Below are 21282 nucleotides of genomic sequence, written 5' to 3'. Positions count from 1 at the left end.
TCAGTCCTTCCCCGCTCCGGGACGGCGCATCGACCCGTCACCGTGTCCGTTCGTCGCCGTCGGATCGCTGAGCGTGTCCGTATCGTCCCCCGAGTGCGTACCCCCGGCCAGCATGACACCCACCGCGTCCACCACGACAGCCGTCACATTGTCGCGTCCCGACGCCGTGACCGCCGCGCGGACCAGGTGCGCCGCCGCCTCTTCCGGATCCTCGATCGAGCGCAGCATGGCCAGCATCAACATGGGGGTCAGATCGGAACTGAGCCCGTCGGAGCACACCAGGATGCGGTCGTGGGGCAGCAACGGCAACAGCCACTGATCCAAAACGGGGACGCCCAGCAGGCCGCCGCCCAACGCCCGGGTAATGATGTTGCCGCCGATGGCTTTCGACTGCTCAACCAGTCCCAGATCGACCAGTTCCTGCCGCCGCGAATGGTCGACGCTGACCTGTTCGAGGTGCCCATCACGCGCGAGATAGACCCGGGAGTCTCCTACGTTGAACACGAGCCAGTACGGGCGTCCGGCCTGCTCGGTCACCGCGACCCCGGCCAGTGTCGTTCCGGGGGCGCGGCCCGACCCGGCCAGCGCCGCGATGTTGGTGGCCGCCGTCGCCATGGCGGTGTGAATGGCCGACGCGTCGGTCCACTCGCCGTGGACCTGGGAGAACTGGCGTACCGCCTCAGCGGACGCCACATCCCCACGCGCGTGCCCGCCCATGCCGTCGGCCACCAAGAACACTGGGCGATGCGCCCAGTAGGAGTCCTCGTTGTGGTCACGGAAGCGGCCCGGATCGGTAGCTGCCCCAGCCCGGAGTTCCAGGCACGGAAGTGAGGAGCCCATCATCCGACCGTGATCCGGTGCTGGCCGAAGTGGACGCTGGCGCCCTCGGGTAGCCGGACGCGTCGCCCCGGTTCGACCAGGCGCGGGGTCGCCTCAGGCACCTTCGCCACGCGGCTCCCGTTGGTGGAGTTCAGGTCGATCACCCACACGCCCTCCTCGTCGCGTCCCACCAGCAGATGGGTCTTCGAGAGCAAGGAATCTTCCAGGCGGTGCGCCACAGCGTCGGGGTGACTCCCGGGCGCCACCGGGTTACGGCCGAAGACCAGCGGTGGGCCGACCAGGAGCGCGTGTTCCCCGTCCAACGTCACTTCGGGGGTCGTCGAGGTGGTGCTCGCGCCGTCCAGGGAACTGGGCGCCAGCACGGTGCGATCCGATTCGGTGACCTGGGGGGCGCTCGGACGAGCGAAGAAGACCTCCTCGGCGGGCTGCTGCGGCCAGGACGCGGCCGGCGCTGGCCTGTCCTGCGGCGCTGCCGGGGTAGGCAGGGGGGCCGGCGCAGCGGCGGGCATCGGTGCCGCCGCCGGCGCGGGCATGGCGGGGTGCGGGGCGGCGGGGATCGGCCACGGCGCGGGGCTCGGGGCGCCATCGCCCGCCGTGGGGGCCGAACCGCTGCCGGGCACGGCGGTAATGAGACCACCGTCGTCGGTGATCGTCGCGACGGCGGGGAACTCGTAGGTGGAACCCGGAGCCCCCCACGCGGTGGGCGCCTGCTCGGGATGGAACTGCACGGCCGCCACATGGGAGGTCGCCTGCGGGGATACCGCAGCCTCGGGAGGGCTGCCGGGACGACGACCGCTGCGTCCATCGACCAGCATCAGCTTGGTCGCCCGATCGAAGAAGTTGCGCCGCATGGGCCCCTGCACGCTGGCGAACACCAGCACGAGGGGGGCGATACCGAACGTGACCCCGGCGAGCACGCCCTGCAGGAGTTGCTTAAGGAACAACGACCCGCCCTTGAGCGCTCCCGTACGGACGTCGACGTACTGCGCCTTCATCAGCAAACCGGCCAAGCGCGCGGAGCGACCAAACACCGCCCACAACGTCACCAACCCGTACACCACGGAGATGCCGATCCCCACCGGCAAACCCCAGCCGTTCTCCTGCAGGGTCAGAAACGCCGTCAGCCCCCCGACAGCACCACCGATGACGCCATCGACGAGCACGATCGCCACCCGACGTCCCGTCGTCATGGGGGTGTAGCCCGCCACCATCGGGTAGGAACCGGTCGCGTCCGTGGGCGCGCCCTCAGGGGTGAGGTTGTAGGGGTACACGCTCATGGCTTCGCCTTTCGCCAGGGCACAGGGACGCGTGACAGGAGCCCGCCACCACGCCTGAACGACCGCAGAGAGATGAACGACCGCAGACGCTGCCAGCGGCTCAGGCCTGCATGCAAGCTCGTCAACGCGCCGTCGACATGCTTCCACACAGCGGCGGCGGCCTCGTCGGTGGGCTGTCCAGGCCCGAAAACCCCGGCGTCCACGGCACCGGCGACCTGGGGCAGCGGGACATCCGGGTAGGTCTGCGTGAGGGCCTCGGCGGTCTCTGCCCGCGTCGCGAGCGTCGGCACCGGGGTACCGAGATCCACGGCGGCGTCCTCGAGTTCGGCCCACGCGCCACTGAACCGGTCCGCCACCTGGGGCGCATGGCGGCGGTGTTCCCGACGGCGGCTCTTCAGCCACGCAATCAGGACGAACGGGGCGGCCAGCAGCGAGGCAATGAGGGCCGCGATGCCTGCGGCCGCGAGGATGCGCAACGCCACGTTCTCGCCGGGGCGCTCGCTGTCCTCGTTGTTGCCGGGCTTGTCCATCGAGTCCTGCAGCATGTTGATCGGCGGATCGGGCGGCGGCAGCACCTGCGGTTTCGGCTGCGGACGCGGCTTCGGCACCGTTGTCTGCGGGACGCGGTCACGATCGGGCGTCGGATCGAAGGTCACCCAGCCTTGCCCGTCGAAGGGCACCTCCACCCAGGCGTGCGCCATGGTTCCCGTCACCGCCAAGACGCCGCCGGTGGCCTTGTCGTCCTTGCCGGGGTAGAACCCCATCACGACACGGGCAGGCATGCCGAGTTGCCGGACCATCAGCGCCATGGCTACGGCGTATTGCTCGTCGTCTCCCACCAGCAGGTCACCGGTGAGCATGGTGGTGATGCGCTCCAGGGAGTGTCCCGGGCGCGACTTGGGACCGGTCAGGTAGTAGCCCTCCCGCAGTCCCTTCTCCAGGGCACGCAGTTGCTCCATCGGGGTGTGTGCGTCGCCGATCAGTTCGGTGGCGCGTTCGCCCACCACGTCGGGAACCCGGCTCACGTCGCCGACCGGCACTTGAGAGACGCGCTGGGCGGCGGCGTCGTCTGTGGGGGGTGGCACGACAAGGTCGACGCTGTAGCGATCCCCCGCCGCGACGCCCGCCGTGGTCAGGAGCGTTCCGCCGTAGGAGTTGTAGTACAGCCCTTCAGCTTGGTCGTCGGCGCGCGGGCCGCTGAACCGGACGCCGCGCACGTCTCCGCCCCCGGGGAGCCACACGCTCGCATAGTTGTCGATGCCGATGTCGAGGGTGCGCGGAGTGCCCGCGTCGGTTCCGTAGACGGAGGGGCCGATGCGGAGGAAGCGCGCCGACTCCCCGTCCATGCTGAAGACGTGGCCGTCGTAGGCGTCCAGGGTCGCGACCTCGATTCGTCCGTGATCCGGCAGGCCCGCGACGGTGAAGAGGGTCGACTTCTTCTGGTCATCGACGAGGTGACGGTAGCCGGTCAGCGGGCTGGCGTAGTCCTGCAGGTTCAAGGGCGGCTGGACGAACTGGCGCAGCACGACGCGTCCCCCGGCGGGCCCCAGCAACGGCATGACGGCCACCGAGAGGGCCGTCGCTGCCGCGACGAGCGCCGCCGCAGCAGCGATGGTCCGCGGCCCAGAGATCGCCGATCCATCAGACAGCAGCTCTTCACCCGTCAGTGCGTTGGCACGGTGGCGACGCCACACGGCCCACAGCAAGGCGATGAAGGCGAACCCCAGGCCGAGAGCGCCGCCCGCGGCGGGGACGTCGATGCCCCACAGGATGCCGACGAGCAAGAAGGCGGCCGAAGGAAGGAGCGCCCACAGGTAGCGGCGCACCGACAACGACAGGCGTCCGGTGAACAGTCCCGCGACGATCCCTGCCAGGTACGGGACGACGGCAGGCCCGACGAAGCTTCCGGCTGGCGGACGCACGGTGAGCAGGTCGCGCCACGACTGCACCGACAAGGGGACGAGCCGCAGCAACGTTTCGGGGGTGGGCACGACGCCGAAAAGGGTCGTCGGTCGCAGGGCCAGCACACCGCCGAACAGCAGGTAGGCCCCGACCACGGTGGCCAGGGTCGTCGCGAAGGCCCACCGGCCCCGGACGGCCAGGAAGGCGATGATCAGGCCGATCAGGACGCCGCCGCCTGCGGCGAGATACCCGGCGGCTCCCCCGAAAACGGGACCGAAAGACACGACGCCGGGCAGCAGCAACAGCGCGGCCGCTACGAAGGCTGTCACGACATCGGCGCCGCTCAAGGCGGTGCGTTCCTGCGTGGCGGGCGGGGTCAAGGACAGGGCGGTCATCGCAGGCTCCTCACGCCGCCGGGAAGGTCGGCGAGCGTCGGCACGTCGAGCACGATCAGGTTCGAGGCACGCCGCCGCGAGGTGGTGAGGGTCGCGTCGCAGCGCAGCGCGAACGTCGCCACCTCGGGGGGCATCGCCAGTTGAGCACCGCGCAGTTCGGCGGGTTCGACGCCGCCGGTGATGATCGCGGCCACGGAGGCGTCCGGGACGCGGCGGGCGCCTTCGAGCGCGACTTCTCGCAAGGTGCTGCTGCCGCCGCGGGACAGTTCCAGGCGTGAGAGCTGATCGAGCATGACGACGGCGTTGGGGAAGGACAAGGTGTCGTGTGCCGTGTGGATCGTGACGGCACGCTCTTCGCTCAACGACGCATATGCCAGGCTCGCCGCGCAGGAGACGGCCAGCTCGAAGTCGGCCGGGTCACGGTAGGACTCCGGATCCAGTGACAAGACGATCAGCAGGTGGGAGCGCATCGTCTCCTCGAACTGGCGCACCATCAGCTTCCCGACCCGTGCGGTCGTCCGCCAGTGGATCGAGCGCCGGTCGTCCCCGGGGACGTATTCGCGCAAGGCGTGGAAGGAGACGTCCGAGGAGGACAGGTTCTGCGTCGTCACACCCTCGACGTCTTTGAGGAATCCCAGGGCGACCGCTTCCAGCCGCACGATCTCGGGGTGAATGAACAACTCGACCGGATCGGTCCATTGCCGTTGACGATGCAGGAGCCGTAACGGGTCGGTCCGGACGGCGCGAACGGGCCCGATACGGACGACGGACCGGCGCCGTCCGGGGATCTGGAAGACCTCTTCGTGTTCCTCGCCTGCGGCGAGGCGCGGCACGCGGAAGGCGGCCACGTTGCGTCCGACGGGGAGTTCCAGGATGGACGACGCCGCGGGCCGCCCGGACGTGTTGTGCAGCACGACCCGGCCTAGCGCCGTCTGTCCGACGCGGATGCGGCGGTTGCCCAACTCGATCGCGGCGTCGTAGTTCCAGCGTCCGAACGTGAACGCGACGGCAACCAGCAGCAGGATCAGCAACAGCACGGCCAGGGTGCGCAACTCGATCCAGCCGTAGCGCCAACCCAAGGCGCCGCCCACCAGCAGGCTGCCGATCACGACCCACCCCAGCGGGGAGACGGTGCGCACCACGGGATCGGTGCGGCGGGCGATCGCACGCGTGATCGGTCGAAGGGCCTCCCCCACGCGCTGCCCGGCCCGGCGCAGGACCGAACCAAGCTGCCCCCCTGCGTCGATGAGGTGGCGCACCCCCGACCCTAAGGTCTGGCGCCGCTGCTGCTCGTCGCTCACTGGCCCTGGCGCTCCTTCGGCGGCTCCACATTGTCGAGCGCCCGGGCGATGACCTGGGTTGCGGTGGCCCCGGAGAACTCGGCCTCGGGGGACATGACCAGACGATGCGTCCACACCGGGGCGGCGAGTTGCTTGACGTCGTCCGGGACGGCGTAGTTGCGACCATGGGCGGCCGCCCAGACGCGCACGGCGCGCACCATGGCGATCGCCCCACGCGTCGAGACGCCCAGGGTGGTGTCGGCGTCCTCACGGGTGGCTTCCACGAGGCGCTGCACGTAGTCCAAGACGGCTTCGTTGACGTAGTTGGTCTTCACCATGTCGGCCATCTCGGCGACGGCGTGAGTGGCGATCATGGGGCGCAGACCCTTGGCGCGGTCGGGGTTGGCGGAGCCGGCGAGCACCTGCAGGGCGGCGGCCCGGTCGGGGTAGCCGACGGCCGACTTCATCAAGAACCGGTCCAACTGCGCCTCGGGGAGCCGGTAGGTTCCCGCCTGCTCGACCGGGTTCTGGGTGGCGATCACCATGAAGGGGCGGCCCTGTTCGTGGCGGGTGCCGTCCACGGTGACCTGCGACTCCTCCATGACCTCCAACAGGGCCGACTGTGTCTTCGGTGAGGCGCGGTTGATTTCGTCGGCCAGCACGATGGACGCGAAGATCGGCCCCTTGTGGAACTCCCACTGGGACGTCTTCTGGTCGTACATGGTCACGCCGGTGATGTCGGAGGGCAGCAGGTCGGGCGTGAACTGGATGCGGCTATGGGTGCCCTGCACGGTCGCGGCAAGGGCGCGAGCCAGCGCGGTCTTGCCCGTGCCCGGCGCGTCCTCCAGCAGCAGGTGCCCCTCGGCGAGCATGCACGTGAGCGCCAGCCGGATCACGGGCGCTTTGCCCAGCAACGCTTGGCCGACGTTGTCGGTGAGCTTGGCGAACGTCTCAGCGAACCAGGCCGCGTTCTGCGGGGTGAGCTCCATCGTGTGTGTTCCTTCGTCCGTGGGTGGTCAGGTAGGTGGTGTTACCAGTTGATGCCGCCGACAACGCCGCCGCAGTTGGCCTGCACCCGGCCGCCCGGCATGCCGTAGAAGTCGCGGGTCTGGTAGCTGGCATTGGGCCCGATCGTGTAGGTACGCCAGTCGGACATCACCCCGCGCGGATACTCCCATTGCAGCGTGCATTGGACGTTGCCATCGAAGTTCTGGGTTCTGATGGTGATGTACTGGCAGGACCGGTCGGTGCAATCCGGGAACGTGTAGGCGTTGCCGTACTTGAGGATCTCGACCGTCTTGGGTCGCGCTTGCGTCGTGGCGCTGTTGCAGTTCCGTGCGCCCGTCGCGCCACCAGCCTGGACTGCCTGGACGCACAGGGACCGGCTCGCGGAGTAGCCGATGTCCCCAAACCCATGCGTACCGGATGCTCCCCCATCGCCGGTGGACCAATCACCCGAGATCTGGAAGTTGGTCGAACGGCCGTTGTCGTTCCCGCCACTCCACGAGCAGGTAAGGCTGGTTCCGGAGGCACTGCACGACATAGATGGGCTGGTCGGTGGCCCGTACGGGTTCACTGTCGTCGAGGTGGAGGCACCCTGGACCGACTCCCCGTTCACGGTGCTGACCGCATAGACGGCCACGGACGTGTTTCTCCCGTTCGGGAAGGCCGCACCGTTCGTGACGGTGGTGGTGCCGGGGTTGAGCGTTCCCGTAATCCCGTTGGCGAGCCAGTAGTACTTCATCTCTGAGGCGGTCGCGCCGTTGCCGTTAGCCGCCCCAAAGGTGATCTTGACTTGGCCATTCGCCCCCGTAGCCTCCGAGGACAGCCCCGTCACCGCGCCGGGCGTCTGCCACCCTCGGACACCGTTGGACGCCGGGGACCAGTTTCCCCAGCCCGCCTTGTTCCGAGCGCGCACCTCGAAGCTCTGGTTGCTTTCCGAGACGCTCATGGTGACCTTGGTCGACAGACCCGACTTGCTGTAGAGGACGGACTCGGTTCCGGTGCGACGCATCTCGTAGGTCAGGTTGTCGTCCCCGTTGCCCCCTGGCGCCCCCCATCGCACCGTCACCGAGGGCGGCAGGGGACTCGCCGCGTCCTTCACCGCCTGCGGGGCGGCAGGCTGCAGCGGCACCCCGGCCGGGACGACCGGCACCGAACTGGCCGACCAGTCCGACGGGTTCGGGTCGTCGTTGTGCGCCTGGATCCGGAACGTGTAGGCCGTCCCATTCGTCAGCCCGCTCCACACCATGGACGTCCCGCTGACCTGCTGGGTCGCGCCGCCGGGGCTCACCTGCACCGTGTAGGTGCGCACCGGGGAGCCGCCGTCGGGAACCTCAGCAGCAGCCCACGACAGGCTCGCCTGCTTGTCGCCGAACTCGGCGATCGGGGTACCGGGCGGGTTCGGCTTCACGTCGGGACGGATCGCCGCGCTCGCCGCCGACGGATCGCTCTCCCCCACCTCGTTGGTGGCGGTCACCGTGAACGTGTAGGACGCGTTGTTGCTGAGCGTGGTGATCAGGCAGGTGGTGACGGCACCGCAGCTGCGGCTGCCGTTGGCGCCGCCGTCCGCGCTGCGCCACGACACCGTGAAGTCGGTGATGGGCGCGCCGTTGTTCGCCCCCGCCGTCCAACTGACCGTGGCCGTCCGGGACAGATGCGTCTCGGCGGTCACTGCGGTCGGAGCGTCGGGCTTGTCGCGCACCGTCACCGTGACGGTGCCCTTGACGGACCGAGAAGGCGAGCCGGTGGCGTCCACGGCGGTGTAGGTGACGACCAGTTGACCGTGGTAGCCCGCGGGGGGCGTGATGGACATTCGCAGCCCGGTCACCTCGATCCGCGTCCCCGGGACGGTCGACTCCGGTCCGCCTGCGATCGTGACCGGCTTGCCCTGATCGGAGAACGGGTTAGAGATTGCGGTCGACAGATCGGTCACCGACGGCTGCCCCGCCTTGCCGTCGTTGATCGACACGGCGCGGATCGTCATCAGCGGTCGGGTGGACGCGGTCGCCGTCAAGGTGATGGTGCCGCTGACGGGTGCCGTCGACCCGTCGGTGACGGTCACCGGGAGCGGTGCTCGGGTTCCGGGCGCCACGTCGGCGGCGGCCTCGACGACGAGCGAAGAACCGTCCAGCCGTGCGGTGAATCCTGCTGGCACGGCCCCCAAGGTGAACCGGAGACGATCCATGTCGCCCTCATCAGGGTCGGTGACCATCTGCTTCAGATCGACCGTCCGCGTCTCGCCCGCAGCAGCCGACACCTCCGATGGGGTGAACACCGGCTGATGGGAGGTGGAGGGTTCGACGATGATCGGCGCCGACAAGATGGCGCGGCGGCCCTTCGGGTCGTCCGCGTTCGCCCCGTCGGTGACCTCGAAGGTGATCGAGCTGGCGCCCGTGAACTCCGGCAACGATCGGTACTGCAACGTCACATCGTCGCGGACGGGCTGGGTGGTGTCGGCCCCGGCTCCGACGCGCACCGTGTCGGCGAAGGTGAGCCGTGGGCTGTGCCCGGGCCGCACGATGACGATGTCGCGCAGGTGCACGTCGAGCATCTCCCCGGCCTTCACCCGCAGCGGGATCTTCGTCAGATCCAGGTACGGGACGCCCGAGTCGAGCGGCGGCACGATGATCGCCCCTTGCCCCACATGCCCGTCCAGGTCCGTGATCGAGTAGAGCACCACCTGACGCTGGTCGGTGAGTTGGACGGTGACCATCGTGCCGTTCGTGACGGTCGCCCCGGGATCCTTGGTGCTAACGGTCAGATCCTTGGTGCTGCCGTCGGGGTCGTAGTCGTTGGCTAGCACGTCCACCTCGACTGAGGTGCGTTCGCCGATGGACGCCGTGGACACCAGGTCGTCGATCGCCACGGGAGGCTTGGTCTCGGCATCGGGGCTGACGTGGACGGTCAGGACGCCTCGGGCGGTGCCGCCGCGTCCATCGGTGACGTCGTAGTAGTACCGCAGGGTGGCCGCCTCACGCGGGGAACGCAGCGTGATCTGCCCCTTCTCGACGCTCGCCGGAACCGTGGTCGTCGAGTCGGTCGGGACGACACTGTCGGCCACCAGCGACAGGCTGTCGCCGTCGGGGTCCACGTCGTTAGCGACCGGGTTGATGCTCAGGCGACGATCGGGGCGCATCGACACGTCATCGGGCACAGCGAACGGGGCCTGATTCGTGGCGTTCGGCGTCGCGACGCCCACCCGCAGCGAGGCCGTCGAGGTCGCGCCGAACCGGTCGGCGACGGCGTAGGAGAACGTGTCGGTGCCCACGGAGGAGCCCGACGCGGTGTAGACGATCGTCGAGCCCTCGACCGTCGCGGTGCCCAGCACGGGACCGCTCGCCAAGCCCACCAGGCTCACCGAGTCGCCCTCGGGGTCGATGCCGTCGGTGGGGACCGGAATGGTCACGGTCGCGCCCGCGAGCACGCGCCCCTCCAACGGTTGCGGGACGGGCGGGCTGTTGGTTTCGGCCCCGGTCAGCGGCCTGACGGTGAGCACCACCTGCCCGGTGTCGAAGTTCCCCGCGGTGTCGCGCACGGTGTAGTTGAGCCGCAACGTTCCGGGCTTCTTGGCCCGGAAGCGCACCTTGTCGCGGGAGACGAAAGCGTCCCCGAAGGTCGTGTCGCCGCCCTCGATGGTGACGTTCGGATCGATCGCCAAGGCCAGCCCCGAGGGGGAGAAATCATTGCGCAGCACGGGAATGCTGACGATGTCACCGTCGCGGACGACCGCCTCATCGTCGGTGGCGCGCGGCGGCAGGAGGGTCGCGCTGGCGGGCAACGGGACCACGGTGATGCGTCCGGTCGCCTCACCGCTGCCGTTGGAGACGGTGTAGGTGACGTCGACGGGCTTGCTCAGCCCGGCCGGTGAACTCATCTTGACCTGGCTGTGGTCGATGATCTCGACCGCGAGCCCGGACTGGTCGGGAACCTTCACCGACTTCAGGATCAACACCCCGCCCTGGGGGTCGGTGTCGTTGGCGAGTGCATCCACGATGGTCGCCCCGCCTGCGGGCAGCATGGCCAGGTCGTCGGAGGGCACCGGACGGCCTTCGACCGGCTCGGCGACGTCCACGCGAATCCACCCGGTGGCGACGGTGGGCGACTCGTTGGCCACCTGGTAGCCCAGGTAGAACGTCCCGGTGGTCTCCGAGGAGTACTGCACCGTGCCGGTGCTGAAGTCCGGGGCAATGCTCATCCCGGCAGGAGCCGGGTCGACTGAGGTGAGCCGTAGCCCGCGGCCGTTGGGGTCGCTGTCGTTGGCCAGCGGCTGGACGGTGACCTTCTGCCCCTTCAACGCCGTCACGTGGTCGGCATTGGCGATGGGCGGCTGGTTGGGTTCCAAGATGTTGACGGTCAACGTGCCGGTGCCCACGTTGACCCCGTCGCTGACGCTGACTTGCACCTTCTGCGGTCCGGGCGCCGCGGTGCCGAGATCCTTGATGGTCAGTACGCCGTCGGGGCGGTACTCCACCGAGAGGTCCTTGGTGCCGCTGACGCCTTGGACGTACATCGCGTCGCCTTCGGGGTCGCGGAAGTCGCTGAGGATCGCGTAGCTGGCCTCGCCGCGGGAGCCGACGCGGACCTCGGAGTTGCGCCGCTGGAACGGCTCCTTGTTCACCTGAGGGCCGAACACGGTGATGCGGACGTTGGCGTCGTCGGTTCCCCCGCGCCCATCGTCGGCCGTGTACTGGAACGACATCGAGGGTGGCGCATCGGCCGGGACGTCGATGCTCAGCGCCTCCCCGCCGCGCGCCCGCGACACCGTGGCCCCCTTGGGCTGGGTCTTGACCGAGGCGAGCAGGAGGTCACCGTCGGGATCGACGTCGTTTTCGAGGACGGGCAAGGTGAACGACTTGCCAGGGCGGACGCCGTACTCGTCGTCGAGCGCGTCGGGCTTGGTGTCGGACTTGTTTTTGTCCACCGACATCTGGTCGGTGGTTTCGGTGTCGGAAAGGGTGTCGTCTTGGGTTTCTTTGTTTTGGGTGTTGATCTGTTCCCAGTTGTCGACGACCTGCATGTTCTGGTTGACCATGACGAGCCGGCCGGACGCCGTGTCGTTGAGGACGATCACGTCTCGGTTGGTGCGGAAGGCCAACTCGGTGGATCCGCGCAGCGCTTCCACCGACTCGGCTTTGCTGTCGGCGGGCTTGCCGCAGGTGCGCACGTAGTTGCCCGTGCCTGCCCAGGCCAGATAGCTGCACCCTTGCAGGAGGACCGGGCGCGCAGGCTTTCCCTTGCCCTGCACCGGGGTCGGGGCGACGTCGCCGCCCGTCAACGGCGCGGCCAGGTAGCTGTCTTCTCCCGCAACGAGGACCGTCTCGGCGGCCGGACCAGGCTGCTGCAGCACCATTCGTTGGGGGGAATCGACCGGGGTTGACCCGTGCACGGTGCGCACCATGGACGAGGCACGATCCAACACGACCAGGGTGTCCCCCACCATCGTGATGTCCCCGGACGCCAGATCCTTCAGGCCCTGGATGGTGCCGACGTCTTTCACTTCGCGCTGTTCGACGCGCTTGACCGCGCCGCTGGGTAGGACGATGTTCGCGACGCCGTCGGTGCCGACGATGGCGCGCGCGCCCGGGACGTCTTCCAACGTGGGTTCTGCGGTGGTGCTGAATCCGCTGGCCTGGGAGGCGTCCATGACCCAGACGCGGCCCGCCTGGGCGTCCGCGAAGGCGGTGGTGTTGGCGGCGTGGCTGAAGACGACGCTCTTGCCGTGCTCGGCACCTTGGTCGATGGTGAACGCGGCTGTGTCGACGCTGCTGGTGCGCGCGTTCACGGCGTCTTCCACGAAGACGGTGTCGCCTGCTTGCGAGACGTCGAACGTGGGCGTGGTGGTCCGCACGGCGCCGTCGAGGGTGCGTGAGGGGTAGTTCAGGTGACCGACGAGGCGCAGGTTTTGGTTGGTGACCCAGATGCCGCCGTCATTGAGTTGCATTTGGCGCGCCGGAACCCCGGGGTGGAGCGCTGCCAGCAGCGCCATGACCACCGCGATCGCGAGCAGCGCTGCGATGCCGCGTCGTTGTTTGCGCAGCAGTCCCGCCATGAACGAGTACCCCCACGGCGGTTGGGGCGGTCGCCGGTCGTTGGAAGATGTTCAAACCCCGCGCGTCAGAGTAGCAACGAATGCGATCCTAGAAACTCCCCCGGAATATGGTTGATTCATCAACTGTTGGGAGGATCATGAACACCGCGACACTGCCCGCTTCGACGCACATGGGAAGCGTCGTCCTCGACGTGGCCGACCTCGACGCTTTGACGGCCTTCTACCGCGACGTCTTGCTGCTGGACCAGATCAGCGCACACGGGGACACCGTCGACCTGGGTCGCGGCACCGATGTCTTGGTGAGGCTGCGTCATCGACCAGGGCTCCCACGCGGAGAACGACGCACGGCGGGACTGTTCCACACCGCGATCCTCCATGACGGCCCCACCGCCCTGGCCACCACGCTGGCGTCCTTCGCCCAAGCCCGACCCGGCCTCTACACCGGCTCCGGGGATCACCTCGTCTCCCAGGCGTTCTACCTCGACGACCCCGAGGGCAATGGCGTCGAACTGTATTACGACCGCCCGCGACGTCGTCGACACCACCCCGGGACGCCGTGGATCGCTGCCAGATCAGACCATCCTCGGCCACGTCCACCTCAAAGTCGGCGACACCGCCCGCGCGAAGGACTTCTACGCAGGCACCCTCGGGTTCGACGTCACCGCTGAACTCCCCGGCGCCCTATTCGTGTCCGCGGGGGGCTATCACCACCACATGGCCATGAACACATGGACCTCCCAGGGCGTGGGCCTGCGTGCCCCGGCGCTGGGGCTGGGACGCGTCGACATCGTCGTCCCGACCCCCGACGACGTGGCTGACCTCGACGCCCGCGCTCGCGCTCACGGCATCCAGACCCGGGAAGACGGCGCCACCGTCGAGTTGGACGATCCGTGGGGCAACCTCGTGCGCGTGAGCGCCTGAAAGGCGCCGTGCGTCAGGCGATCAGGGCGTCCCGCTCCCCCAGCGTCACGGGATCGCGTGGCGTCGGGAGCGAGGACGGCGCCCTGAGTGCGGCATCGTAGGCGCTCCGCAGCCGCTCCACCGCCCCGAGGAACGTCGCCGGATCGCCCGCATACGGTAGGCGGACGTGGTGCGCCATCCCGCCACCCACGGCGAACCGGACCCCGGGGACGACGTAGACCCCCAGCCGTTCCGCCTCGGCAGCCACCGTCACCGCGACCGGCTCGGGCAAGCGGCACCACAGCGTCAGCCCGCCGGGCGGAAGGGTGAACTCCCAGGTCGGCAGGTGTGTGCGGAGGAGACCGGCCAAGGAGTCGCGCGCCTGCCGCAGCGCGGCACGACGCGCGGCCACGATGTGTTCGGCGTCGGCCAGCAGGTGCACCGCCACGAGTTCGTCGAGTGCCGAACACCCTAGTGAGAAGGTCAATGAGGCGGCATGGAGCGCTTCCATGTCGTGACGTGGCGCACGAATCCAGCCCACGCGGATGCCACCCCAAAACGACTTGCTCATGCTCCCGATGGTGAGGGCAGAGGCACTGTAGGCGGCGAAGGGCGCCGGACGCGCCAGGCCGTCGTCGCCGCTCAGATCGAGTTCGGCCATGGTCTCGTCGATGACCGCCGTGCTCTCCCCCGCATCCAGGATCTGCGCGATCTCCGCGCGCGTGGCGTCGTCCATCAGCGTCCCCGTCGGGTTGTGATAGTCGGGGATCAGAAAGGCGAGTCGCGGACGCGTCCGCGCCACGGCCTGGGCGATCTCGGCCCCGTGCCAGCCCCCGGCGACGCCGATCCCCACCAGACGTGCGCGTTCGGCGCGCAGCGCCTCGGTGACGTTGGGGTACGTCGGGGATTCGATGAGCACCCGATCACCGGCACGGACCCGGGCTCGGGCCACCACCGCCGCCCCGGCGAGCGCTCCCGGGACGATCAGGATGTTCTCGGCACTGGTCGGGACGCCTCGGTCGCGGTAGCGCTGGGCGACGGCCTCACGTAGCGCGGGCATCCCGCGCGGGTGGTAGCCGATCCCGCGCGCGTGCGCGCCGAGTTCGCACATCGCAGCCTCTACGGCCCCCATCAGTCCTGGCGGGGCCGCGGACGCCGCGCAGGTGAAGTCCACCTGGTCGTCGGTCGGGTCGGTGAGTTGGGGGCCGAACGGGCTCAGTCGACGCGGACCCGCTCCCGGGAACCGGACGACCGTCCCCGAGCCGCGGCGGGTGGCCGCGTAGCCCTCTTTGACGAGTTCCTGGTAGGCGCGCGTCACGGTGGTGCGGCTGACGCCGAGCGTTGCGGTGAGGGCACGTTCGCTGGGCAGCACCGTCCCGGGGACGAGCCGACCGTCCATGAGCCAATCGCGGATCCCGCCTGCGAGGACGCGATAGGCGGCGGTCCCTTCGACCGGGAGGTCCTTCAGGGGTGCCAGCTTCGCTGCGGGGATGCGGAGGCTCATGCAGTCCAGTATCACCAAAGTGGCTATTGTTCACCAGTCCACTTGACGTGACAGTGGTGCCATGTCCGTTCTGGTTTCGCGTCCCTCAGGCGCTCCCCTGCTCGCCCTGACCCCCGGCGAACAACTCCGCGCAGGCCGCCTGCCTCGCCGCATGACCCAACTAATGATCGGCCTGATCCTCTACGGCCTCTCCATGGCGATGCAGGTGCGCAGCACGCTCGGGCTCGACCCCTGGGACGTATTCCACGAGGGACTCACCCGGCGCACCGGGGCCTCCTTCGGGACGATCGTGTTCCTGGTTGGCGTCGGGGTGCTGCTGTTGTGGATCCCGCTGCGGCAGTGGCCAGGCTTTGGGACGATCGCGAACATCGTCGTCATCGCCGTCGCCACCGACGTCAGCCTCGCCCTCCTCACGGTGCCGGACTCGCTCGCGGGTCGGATCCCGCTTTTGATCGGCGGGATCGTCCTCAACGGGATCGCCGGCGGCCTCTACATCGGCTCCCAACTCGGCCCCGGTCCCCGCGACGGCCTGATGACCGGCTTGGTCCGACGGACCGGTTGGTCGGTACGACTCACCCGGACGGGGATCGAGGTGATCGTGCTGGCGTCCGGCTTCCTGCTCGGGGGAACGCTCGGCCTAGGCACCATCGTGTACGCGCTCACGATCGGCCCGCTCGTGCAGTTCTTCCTGCGGGTCTTCACCGTAGATCTGCGCCCGGTCGACGCCGGTTAGCCGTACGTATCGCGCGGGCCTCGCCCCTTCACCGAGCGGGGCCCGTGCTTCCAACTCGGCGCACTCGGGCCGATGATCTGGACGCGCAGGATCGTTCCATCGCCCAGCGACGCGTTCATCTTGGCCACGAGCTGGGGGGCCATCAGTCTCAGTTGGGAGGCCCAGGCCGTCGAACTGGTGCGCACCACCAAGACCTTGTCGGTGTACGCCTCCGGGGTGCTGTGCTCGGCCACCACAGGGCCCACCAGTTCCGCCCAGCGTCCCATCAGCAGATGGACGTTGACGTCGGCGGACCAGCCCCGTTGCTCGATGACCCGCTCCAAGGCGTCCCCCAAGGGCATGGGATCCCCGCGGCGCTCTTCCCGCGCCCGGCGTCCGGGACGCCGCCGCTTCTTGGGCCGAGGCGGCGGCGCGGGGACCGTCCTGCCTGCGGCTTCAGCGATCTGACGCGCAAGGTCGAGCCCGGTGGGATTGAACGCCACCTCGTCGAACTCGACCTCCTGCCGGGGAGCGGGATCCTCCGGGTCTCCCGAGGGTTCGACGTCAGGGGTGTGTGGGTCACGCATCGTCGGGCTCCCCCGCTGTCACATCGGTGGCGTCGTCAGCCTCAGCCACGCGACGCACCTGCCCCTCGGCGATCACATAGCGACGCCCGGCCAGCGCAGCGGGCACATCGGTGGCCACGGCGGCGGTGATGAGCACCTGCTCTGCCTCGGCGATCCGTTCGGCGAGCCGGGAACGCCGCACCTCGTCCAGTTCGGCGAACACGTCGTCCAGGATGAGGACCGGCTCCACACCGTCGGCACGCAGGAGCGCGTAGGCCGCCAGCCGCAAGGCCAACGCGAACGACCAGGATTCCCCGTGCGACGCATACCCCTTGGCGGGCAACTCCCCCAGCGATAAGACCAGGTCGTCGCGGTGCGGGCCCACCAAGGTGACTCCGCGCGCGATCTCTTCTCGGTGTCGGTGCTCCATACGAGCGCGCAGGAGCGCGGCCAACTCGGCCGGGGACGCGTCGAGCAGCGAGCCGTCCGCACTCGCCTCGTCGTCGGCCTGGCGCGCTGCGGCAAGGCCGTCCAGCGTGTCGCCCGGGCGAGGATCCAGACCTAGCGAACTGGACTTGTAGGCCAGCGCGGCGACGTTGTTCGAGGGCGCGATCGCCAGGTAGGCCTGCGCGACGGGTTCGGCGAGGTCGCGCAGCGTTTGAAGTCGGGCGTGGAGCAGTTCGCCGCCGAAACCGGCCAGGGATTCGTCCCACACCTCCAGCGTGGCGGCCACGTCGGGGCCCACCGGTCCGCGGCGTCCGCCCAAAGACTTCAGCAGCGCCGAACGCTGCCGCAGGACGCGGTCATAGTCGGCGCGTACTCCCGCCAGGCGCGGCCAGCGCTGGGTGACCAGATCGTCGAGGAACCGACGCCGGTCCGACGGGTCACCCTTCACCAAAGCGAGGTCGTCGGGGGCGAACAAGACCACCCGTAGCGCGCCCAGCAGATCACGAGGACGTTTCAGCGGGCCCCGGTTCAGCGACGCGCGATTAGCCTTGCCAGCGTTGATTTCCACCTCGAGCGCCAGGGTCCGCGCGTCATCGAGGCCTGCCTGGACGCGTGCCCGCACGAGTGCCCGTGGCGATCCGAAACGGATGAGCGGAGCATCCGAGGCCACCCGATGCGAACCGAGGGTGGCCAGGTACTCCACCGCTTCAACCAGGTTCGTCTTGCCTTGACCGTTGCGTCCGGTCAGCGTCGTGACGCCGGGCCCGAACTCGAGTTCGGCGAACGGCCAGGAGCGGAAGTCCGCGAGGCTTAAATGGGTGAGGAACACTGCGCTCGACGCGCCCGGGTCACTGCGGCAGGCGCATGAGCATGATGACGTGCTTGTAGTCGGTCGACGGCTCCCCGTCGATCTCGACCAGCGGCGTCAGCAGGCACGGCTTGCCCGGCGCGGTGAAGGCGAAGTTCACGTACGGGGTGTCGAGGGCGTTCAGCGCGTCCAGCAGGTAGTGCGGGTTGAAGCCTGCGGCGTTCATGGCCAGCCCGTTGCCCGTCTCATCGACCACGTTGGCCTCGACGGCCTCGACGGCCTGAGCCTGGTCGCCCGTCGCGGCCTCGAAGGTCAGGTGATCAGCCTCGATCATCATCCGCAGCGACGTGTTGCGCTCAGCCACCAAGGCGACGCGCTTCACCGCAGCAACCACCTCGGAGGTGTTGGCGCGGACGGTCAGCGTCGGCTGAACGTTCATGAGGTGCCGGACCTTGGGGAACTCACCATCCAGCAGTCGCGTGGTGATCTGGCGGACGCCGTTGCCGCCCTCGCCCTCGAACCCGATGAGGCCGTCGCCAGCCTCAACCGTCGCCAGCGACAAGGAGATCTTCTCCCCTGCGGTCATCGACTTGGACGACTCGGAGAGCACTCGTGCGGGCACCAGCGCGGCCGCGTCGCCGATGCGGCTGGTGGGGCTCCAAGGGAGTTCCTTCAACGCCATGCGGTAGCGGTCGGTGGCCAGCAGCGACAAGGTGTCGCCCTCGATCTCCAACCGGACGCCGGTGAACACGGGCAACAGCTCGTCACGGCCGGCGGCGACGACCACCTGCGAAACGGCTTGAGCAAAGACGTCGGGGGTCAGGGTGCCCGTGGACGCGGGCATGGCGGGCAGATCCGGGTACTCGCCAACAGGCAGCAACTGCAGCGTGAAGCGGGCGCTGCCGCAGGTGATCTCCAACCGCGAATCATCGGAGCTCAGATCGACGGGCTTGGCCGGGAGGCTGCGGGCGATGTCGGCCAGCAGTCGTCCGGAGACGAGCGCGACCCCGTCGTCCTTCACTTCGGCCGGAACCGTGGCCTTCGCCGACGTCTCGTAGTCGAACGTCGACAAGACAACCTCAGCACCGGACGCTTCGATGCGCAGACCAGCGAGGATCGGGACGCTGGGGCGGTTCGGCAAGCTACGGGCTACCCACTGGACGGCGTCCGCGAGGACGTCGCGCTCGACTCGAATCTTCACTGATGCTCCCCGATCGTGGATTGGCTGCATAGCGATCATATCCAGACCGGGCGGTCGGGAGGTGTCCCCTGTTGAGGGTGGTAGCGGCAAGGGCAGTTCAGGGACGCCTGCATCGTGGGCGGCATGGGCGTTACCCACATATGCCCATCCGCAGACTTAGAGGAGAGGGAGATGTCTAACCTTTCTCGGTCGTCATCACCCCTGTGCATACCGTGGATGGCGATCGAATCGCCTGATCGTGGCGGTGTTTCGCCCCCGGTGATGCTGTGGAGAACCAACCGTAGGCCGGGGATGCGTTGTGGTTAACCGTGACGTTATCCACTCTGTCCACAGTTTGAGGTACTTGTCCACAGCCTTCCTGGGGAGAACTCGCCTGCGGGTAACGCGTCCGTGTCCTGGGGGTGACGCGGTGCCGACCTGTCCACATCGTGGAGGCGACACGGGGCGAAGGCGCATCGACGGGACCCCCTCTCGACCACGAGAAGGGGGCCCCATGACGCTGCGGAAAGCGCGAGCTCGCCGGAGGGGCCGAGATGCGAGGGTGTGCCGCTAGTGGGCGGAGGCGGCTTGTTTGATGCGGTTGGTGAGTTCGGTGACCTGGTTGTAGATCGTCCGACGCTCGGCCATGAGCTGGCGGATCTTCTTGTTGGCGTGCATCACCGTGGTGTGGTCGCGGTTCCCGAACAGCCGCCCGATCGCGGGCAGGGAGAAGTCCGTCAGTTCACGACACAGGTACATGGCGATCTGCCGGGCGGTGACCAGGACGTGGGTGCGGGCCGGGCCGCACAGGTCGTCGATGGTGATGTTGAAGTAGTTCGCGGTCTGGGTCATGATCAGCGGCGGCGTGATCTGGGTCTCCAGGCCCTCGGGGATGAGGTCTTTGAGGACCTCCTCGGCCAGGCGCAGATCGACCGGCTGGTGGTTCAGCGAGGCGAACGCGGTGACGCGGATCAGTGCGCCTTCGAGTTCGCGGATGTTGGTGGCGATCTTGCCGCCGATGAACTCCAGGACCTCCGGTGTGGCCATGAGATGCTCCGCTGACGCCTTCTTCCGCAAGATGGCGATGCGCGTCTCGAGGTCGGGCGGTTGGATGTCGGTCAGCAGACCCCACTCGAAGCGGCTGCGAAGCCGCGGCTCCAGCGCTTCGAGGGCTTTGGGCGGGCGATCCGACGTCATCACGATCTGCTTTTGCGCGTTGTGCAAAGTGTTGAACGTGTGGAAGAACTCTTCCTGGGTCTGGATCTTGCTCTCCAGGAACTGGATGTCGTCGATCAGCAACACGTCGATGTCACGGTAGGTGCGCCGGAACTCGACCGTCCGGTTCTCCGAGATCGCGTTGATGAAGTCGTTGGTGAGCTCTTCGGTCGAGACGTACTTGACCCGAACCTGCGGGAAGTACTGCAAAACGTAGTGCCCGATGCCGTGGAGAAGGTGAGTTTTCCCCAGGCCGGAGGGGCCATAGATCATCAGGGGGTTGTACGACTTGCCGGGGGCCTCGGCGACGGCGACCGCGGCCGCGTGAGCGAACCGGTTCGAACTGCCGATGACGAAGTTCTCGAAGGTGTACTTCGGGTTGAGCCGGTCCCCCGACATGTTCGAGGTGGCGCTGACGTGTGAGGCTCCGAGGCCGTGCGAGGTCACCTCCAATGGGAGTTCGGGGGCGACGGTGTCCGTGTCGGTGTCGTCGGGTTCGAGGGAGGAATCCACGCTGACCGCGATGTGAATGGGGCGTCGATAGAAGGCAGTGAGGGCGCCTTCGATCATGTCTCGGTTGCGCGAGGCGATGCGTTCGCGGCTGAAGTCGTTGGGGACGGCGACCAGCAGTGTCGACTCGTGCAAAGCCAAGGGTTTGGCTGCCTTCACCCACACCTTGACCGGTGTCGGAGCGGAGTCGATCACATGCGCCCATGCCGAGGCGAGGGTGGCGTCGTCGGCCATCACACTCTCCTCAATACGCCGGTTTTGGGGACGACGTGTCCACAATCGTCATCCACAGGTGTGGACAACGTACACGACGACGGCGGCTGGCGGTGCCATGTCGTGGGGAGCCACGCTAGTCCTGTGTCGTGACGACCGGCAAATGGCGAGGATCGAATCGACGAGCGACCGGCGTGTCGGCTCGACTTGCCACCTGTGAACGCTCCGGTTTGCTCGATGGGGACGCGTCCGCGTATCGTTGGGTAGTCGTCGTCTTGGCGATGCCTGGGTCCACTGTGGGTCCAGTCGATCCGATCAGACCGTGATCACGAGGGAGAACAGGCGTGAGCAAGCGCACTTTCCAGCCGAGCAACCGGCGTCGCAGCCGCACCCATGGTTTCCGCCTGCGCATGCGGACGCGCGCCGGCCGCAGCATTCTGGCCGCGCGCCGCCGCAAGGGCCGCGTCCGCCTCGCTGGCTGA

Annotated in this window: 15 protein-coding genes; 4 read left to right on the top strand and 11 right to left on the bottom strand. The window is 68.4% G+C overall.

The features are described from left to right. Genes C1706_RS06160 through C1706_RS06135 form a run of 6 tightly spaced genes read right to left on the bottom strand, consistent with a single transcriptional unit; the run spans position 1 to position 12745 of the window. Positions 1-840 carry a PP2C family protein-serine/threonine phosphatase gene (locus C1706_RS06160; protein WP_164987456.1) on the bottom strand — a complete coding sequence of 280 codons (840 nt, stop codon included), beginning with the start codon at positions 838-840 and terminating at the stop codon, positions 1-3. Further along, positions 840-2117, bottom strand: a complete 1278-nt coding sequence (locus C1706_RS06155) for an FHA domain-containing protein (protein WP_129458338.1) — start codon at positions 2115-2117, stop codon at positions 840-842. Before C1706_RS06155 ends, C1706_RS06160 begins: the two co-directional genes overlap by 1 nt. Next, a complete protein-coding gene (locus C1706_RS06150) occupies positions 2114-4414 on the bottom strand; it encodes a transglutaminase-like domain-containing protein (protein WP_129458337.1) in 2301 nt (766 codons plus the stop codon). Before C1706_RS06150 ends, C1706_RS06155 begins: the two co-directional genes overlap by 4 nt. Next, positions 4411-5715, bottom strand: coding sequence for a DUF58 domain-containing protein (locus tag C1706_RS06145; RefSeq protein ID WP_129458336.1), 1305 nt, complete (start codon positions 5713-5715; stop codon positions 4411-4413). The genes C1706_RS06150 and C1706_RS06145 overlap by 4 nt, the downstream gene beginning before the upstream one ends. Continuing rightward, complete coding sequence (locus C1706_RS06140; protein ID WP_129458335.1) at positions 5712-6683, bottom strand: AAA family ATPase; 972 nt, start codon at positions 6681-6683, stop codon at positions 5712-5714. Before C1706_RS06140 ends, C1706_RS06145 begins: the two co-directional genes overlap by 4 nt. Positions 6684-6724: 41 nt before the next feature. Next, on the bottom strand, positions 6725-12745 hold the full coding sequence (locus C1706_RS06135) for an Ig-like domain-containing protein (protein WP_129458334.1): 6021 nt from the start codon (positions 12743-12745) through the stop codon (positions 6725-6727). Positions 12746-12882: 137 nt separating this feature from the next. On the opposite strand from C1706_RS06135, the gene C1706_RS14565 reads away from it, so the two are divergent. Together C1706_RS14565 and C1706_RS14320 are read left to right on the top strand one after the other, a co-directional pair. Beyond that, positions 12883-13413: a VOC family protein gene (locus tag C1706_RS14565; protein WP_241653464.1), complete on the top strand. Its 531-nt coding sequence runs from the start codon at positions 12883-12885 to the stop codon at positions 13411-13413. Further along, positions 13310-13666 carry a VOC family protein gene (locus tag C1706_RS14320; protein WP_241653462.1) on the top strand — a complete coding sequence of 119 codons (357 nt, stop codon included), beginning with the start codon at positions 13310-13312 and terminating at the stop codon, positions 13664-13666. The genes C1706_RS14565 and C1706_RS14320 overlap by 104 nt, the downstream gene beginning before the upstream one ends. 13 nt (positions 13667-13679) lie before the next feature. Here the strand turns inward: C1706_RS14320 and yczR are convergent, their stop codons facing one another. Then, entirely contained in the window at positions 13680-15149 is a 1470-nt protein-coding gene (gene yczR / locus C1706_RS06125; protein ID WP_129458333.1) for a MocR-like transcription factor YczR, read from the bottom strand. Positions 15150-15210: 61 nt separating this feature from the next. On the opposite strand from yczR, the gene yczE reads away from it, so the two are divergent. After that, positions 15211-15882, top strand: a complete 672-nt coding sequence (gene yczE, locus C1706_RS06120; RefSeq protein WP_129458332.1) for a membrane protein YczE — start codon at positions 15211-15213, stop codon at positions 15880-15882. On the opposite strand, the gene C1706_RS06115 is transcribed toward yczE, so the two are convergent. The 4 genes from C1706_RS06115 to dnaA form a co-directional block, all read right to left on the bottom strand. Next, entirely contained in the window at positions 15879-16448 is a 570-nt protein-coding gene (locus C1706_RS06115) for a DciA family protein (RefSeq protein ID WP_129458331.1), read from the bottom strand. The two genes, yczE and C1706_RS06115, sit on opposite strands and share 4 nt — an antisense overlap. Then, positions 16441-17703: a DNA replication/repair protein RecF gene (recF, locus tag C1706_RS06110; RefSeq protein WP_129458330.1), complete on the bottom strand. Its 1263-nt coding sequence runs from the start codon at positions 17701-17703 to the stop codon at positions 16441-16443. The genes C1706_RS06115 and recF overlap by 8 nt, the downstream gene beginning before the upstream one ends. Positions 17704-17722: 19 nt before the next feature. Beyond that, positions 17723-18883 carry a DNA polymerase III subunit beta gene (gene dnaN, locus C1706_RS06105; protein ID WP_129458329.1) on the bottom strand — a complete coding sequence of 387 codons (1161 nt, stop codon included), beginning with the start codon at positions 18881-18883 and terminating at the stop codon, positions 17723-17725. A 549-nt stretch (positions 18884-19432) separates the two neighbouring features. Then, positions 19433-20821: a chromosomal replication initiator protein DnaA gene (gene dnaA, locus C1706_RS06100; RefSeq protein ID WP_129458328.1), complete on the bottom strand. Its 1389-nt coding sequence runs from the start codon at positions 20819-20821 to the stop codon at positions 19433-19435. Between the two features lie 323 nt (positions 20822-21144). Here dnaA and rpmH point away from each other — a divergent pair, with 323 nt between their 5' ends. Then, positions 21145-21282 carry a 50S ribosomal protein L34 gene (gene rpmH / locus C1706_RS06095; RefSeq protein WP_129458327.1) on the top strand — a complete coding sequence of 46 codons (138 nt, stop codon included), beginning with the start codon at positions 21145-21147 and terminating at the stop codon, positions 21280-21282.

Origin of the sequence: Propioniciclava flava (assembly GCF_004126535.1) — a bacterium.
Taxonomy (GTDB): Bacteria; Actinomycetota; Actinomycetes; order Propionibacteriales; family Propionibacteriaceae; genus Propioniciclava; species Propioniciclava flava.
Note: the sequence above shows the minus strand (reverse complement) of the source record. Positions and strands in the feature narration are given on the sequence as shown.

What these genes read in the sequence shown, in the direction of transcription:
- C1706_RS06160 (WP_164987456.1), bottom strand. Translation starts at nt 840, where the DNA reads ATGGGCTCCTCACTTCCGTGCCTGGAACTCCGGGCTGGGGCAGCTACC.
- C1706_RS06155 (WP_129458338.1), bottom strand. Translation starts at nt 2,117, where the DNA reads ATGAGCGTGTACCCCTACAACCTCACCCCTGAGGGCGCGCCCACGGAC.
- C1706_RS06150 (WP_129458337.1), bottom strand. Translation starts at nt 4,414, where the DNA reads ATGACCGCCCTGTCCTTGACCCCGCCCGCCACGCAGGAACGCACCGCC.
- C1706_RS06140 (WP_129458335.1), bottom strand. Translation starts at nt 6,683, where the DNA reads ATGGAGCTCACCCCGCAGAACGCGGCCTGGTTCGCTGAGACGTTCGCC.
- C1706_RS06135 (WP_129458334.1), bottom strand. Translation starts at nt 12,745, where the DNA reads ATGGCGGGACTGCTGCGCAAACAACGACGCGGCATCGCAGCGCTGCTC.
- C1706_RS14565 (WP_241653464.1), top strand. Translation starts at nt 12,883, where the DNA reads ATGAACACCGCGACACTGCCCGCTTCGACGCACATGGGAAGCGTCGTC.
- yczR (WP_129458333.1), bottom strand. Translation starts at nt 15,149, where the DNA reads ATGAGCCTCCGCATCCCCGCAGCGAAGCTGGCACCCCTGAAGGACCTC.
- yczE (WP_129458332.1), top strand. Translation starts at nt 15,211, where the DNA reads ATGTCCGTTCTGGTTTCGCGTCCCTCAGGCGCTCCCCTGCTCGCCCTG.
- C1706_RS06115 (WP_129458331.1), bottom strand. Translation starts at nt 16,448, where the DNA reads ATGCGTGACCCACACACCCCTGACGTCGAACCCTCGGGAGACCCGGAG.
- dnaA (WP_129458328.1), bottom strand. Translation starts at nt 20,821, where the DNA reads ATGGCCGACGACGCCACCCTCGCCTCGGCATGGGCGCATGTGATCGAC.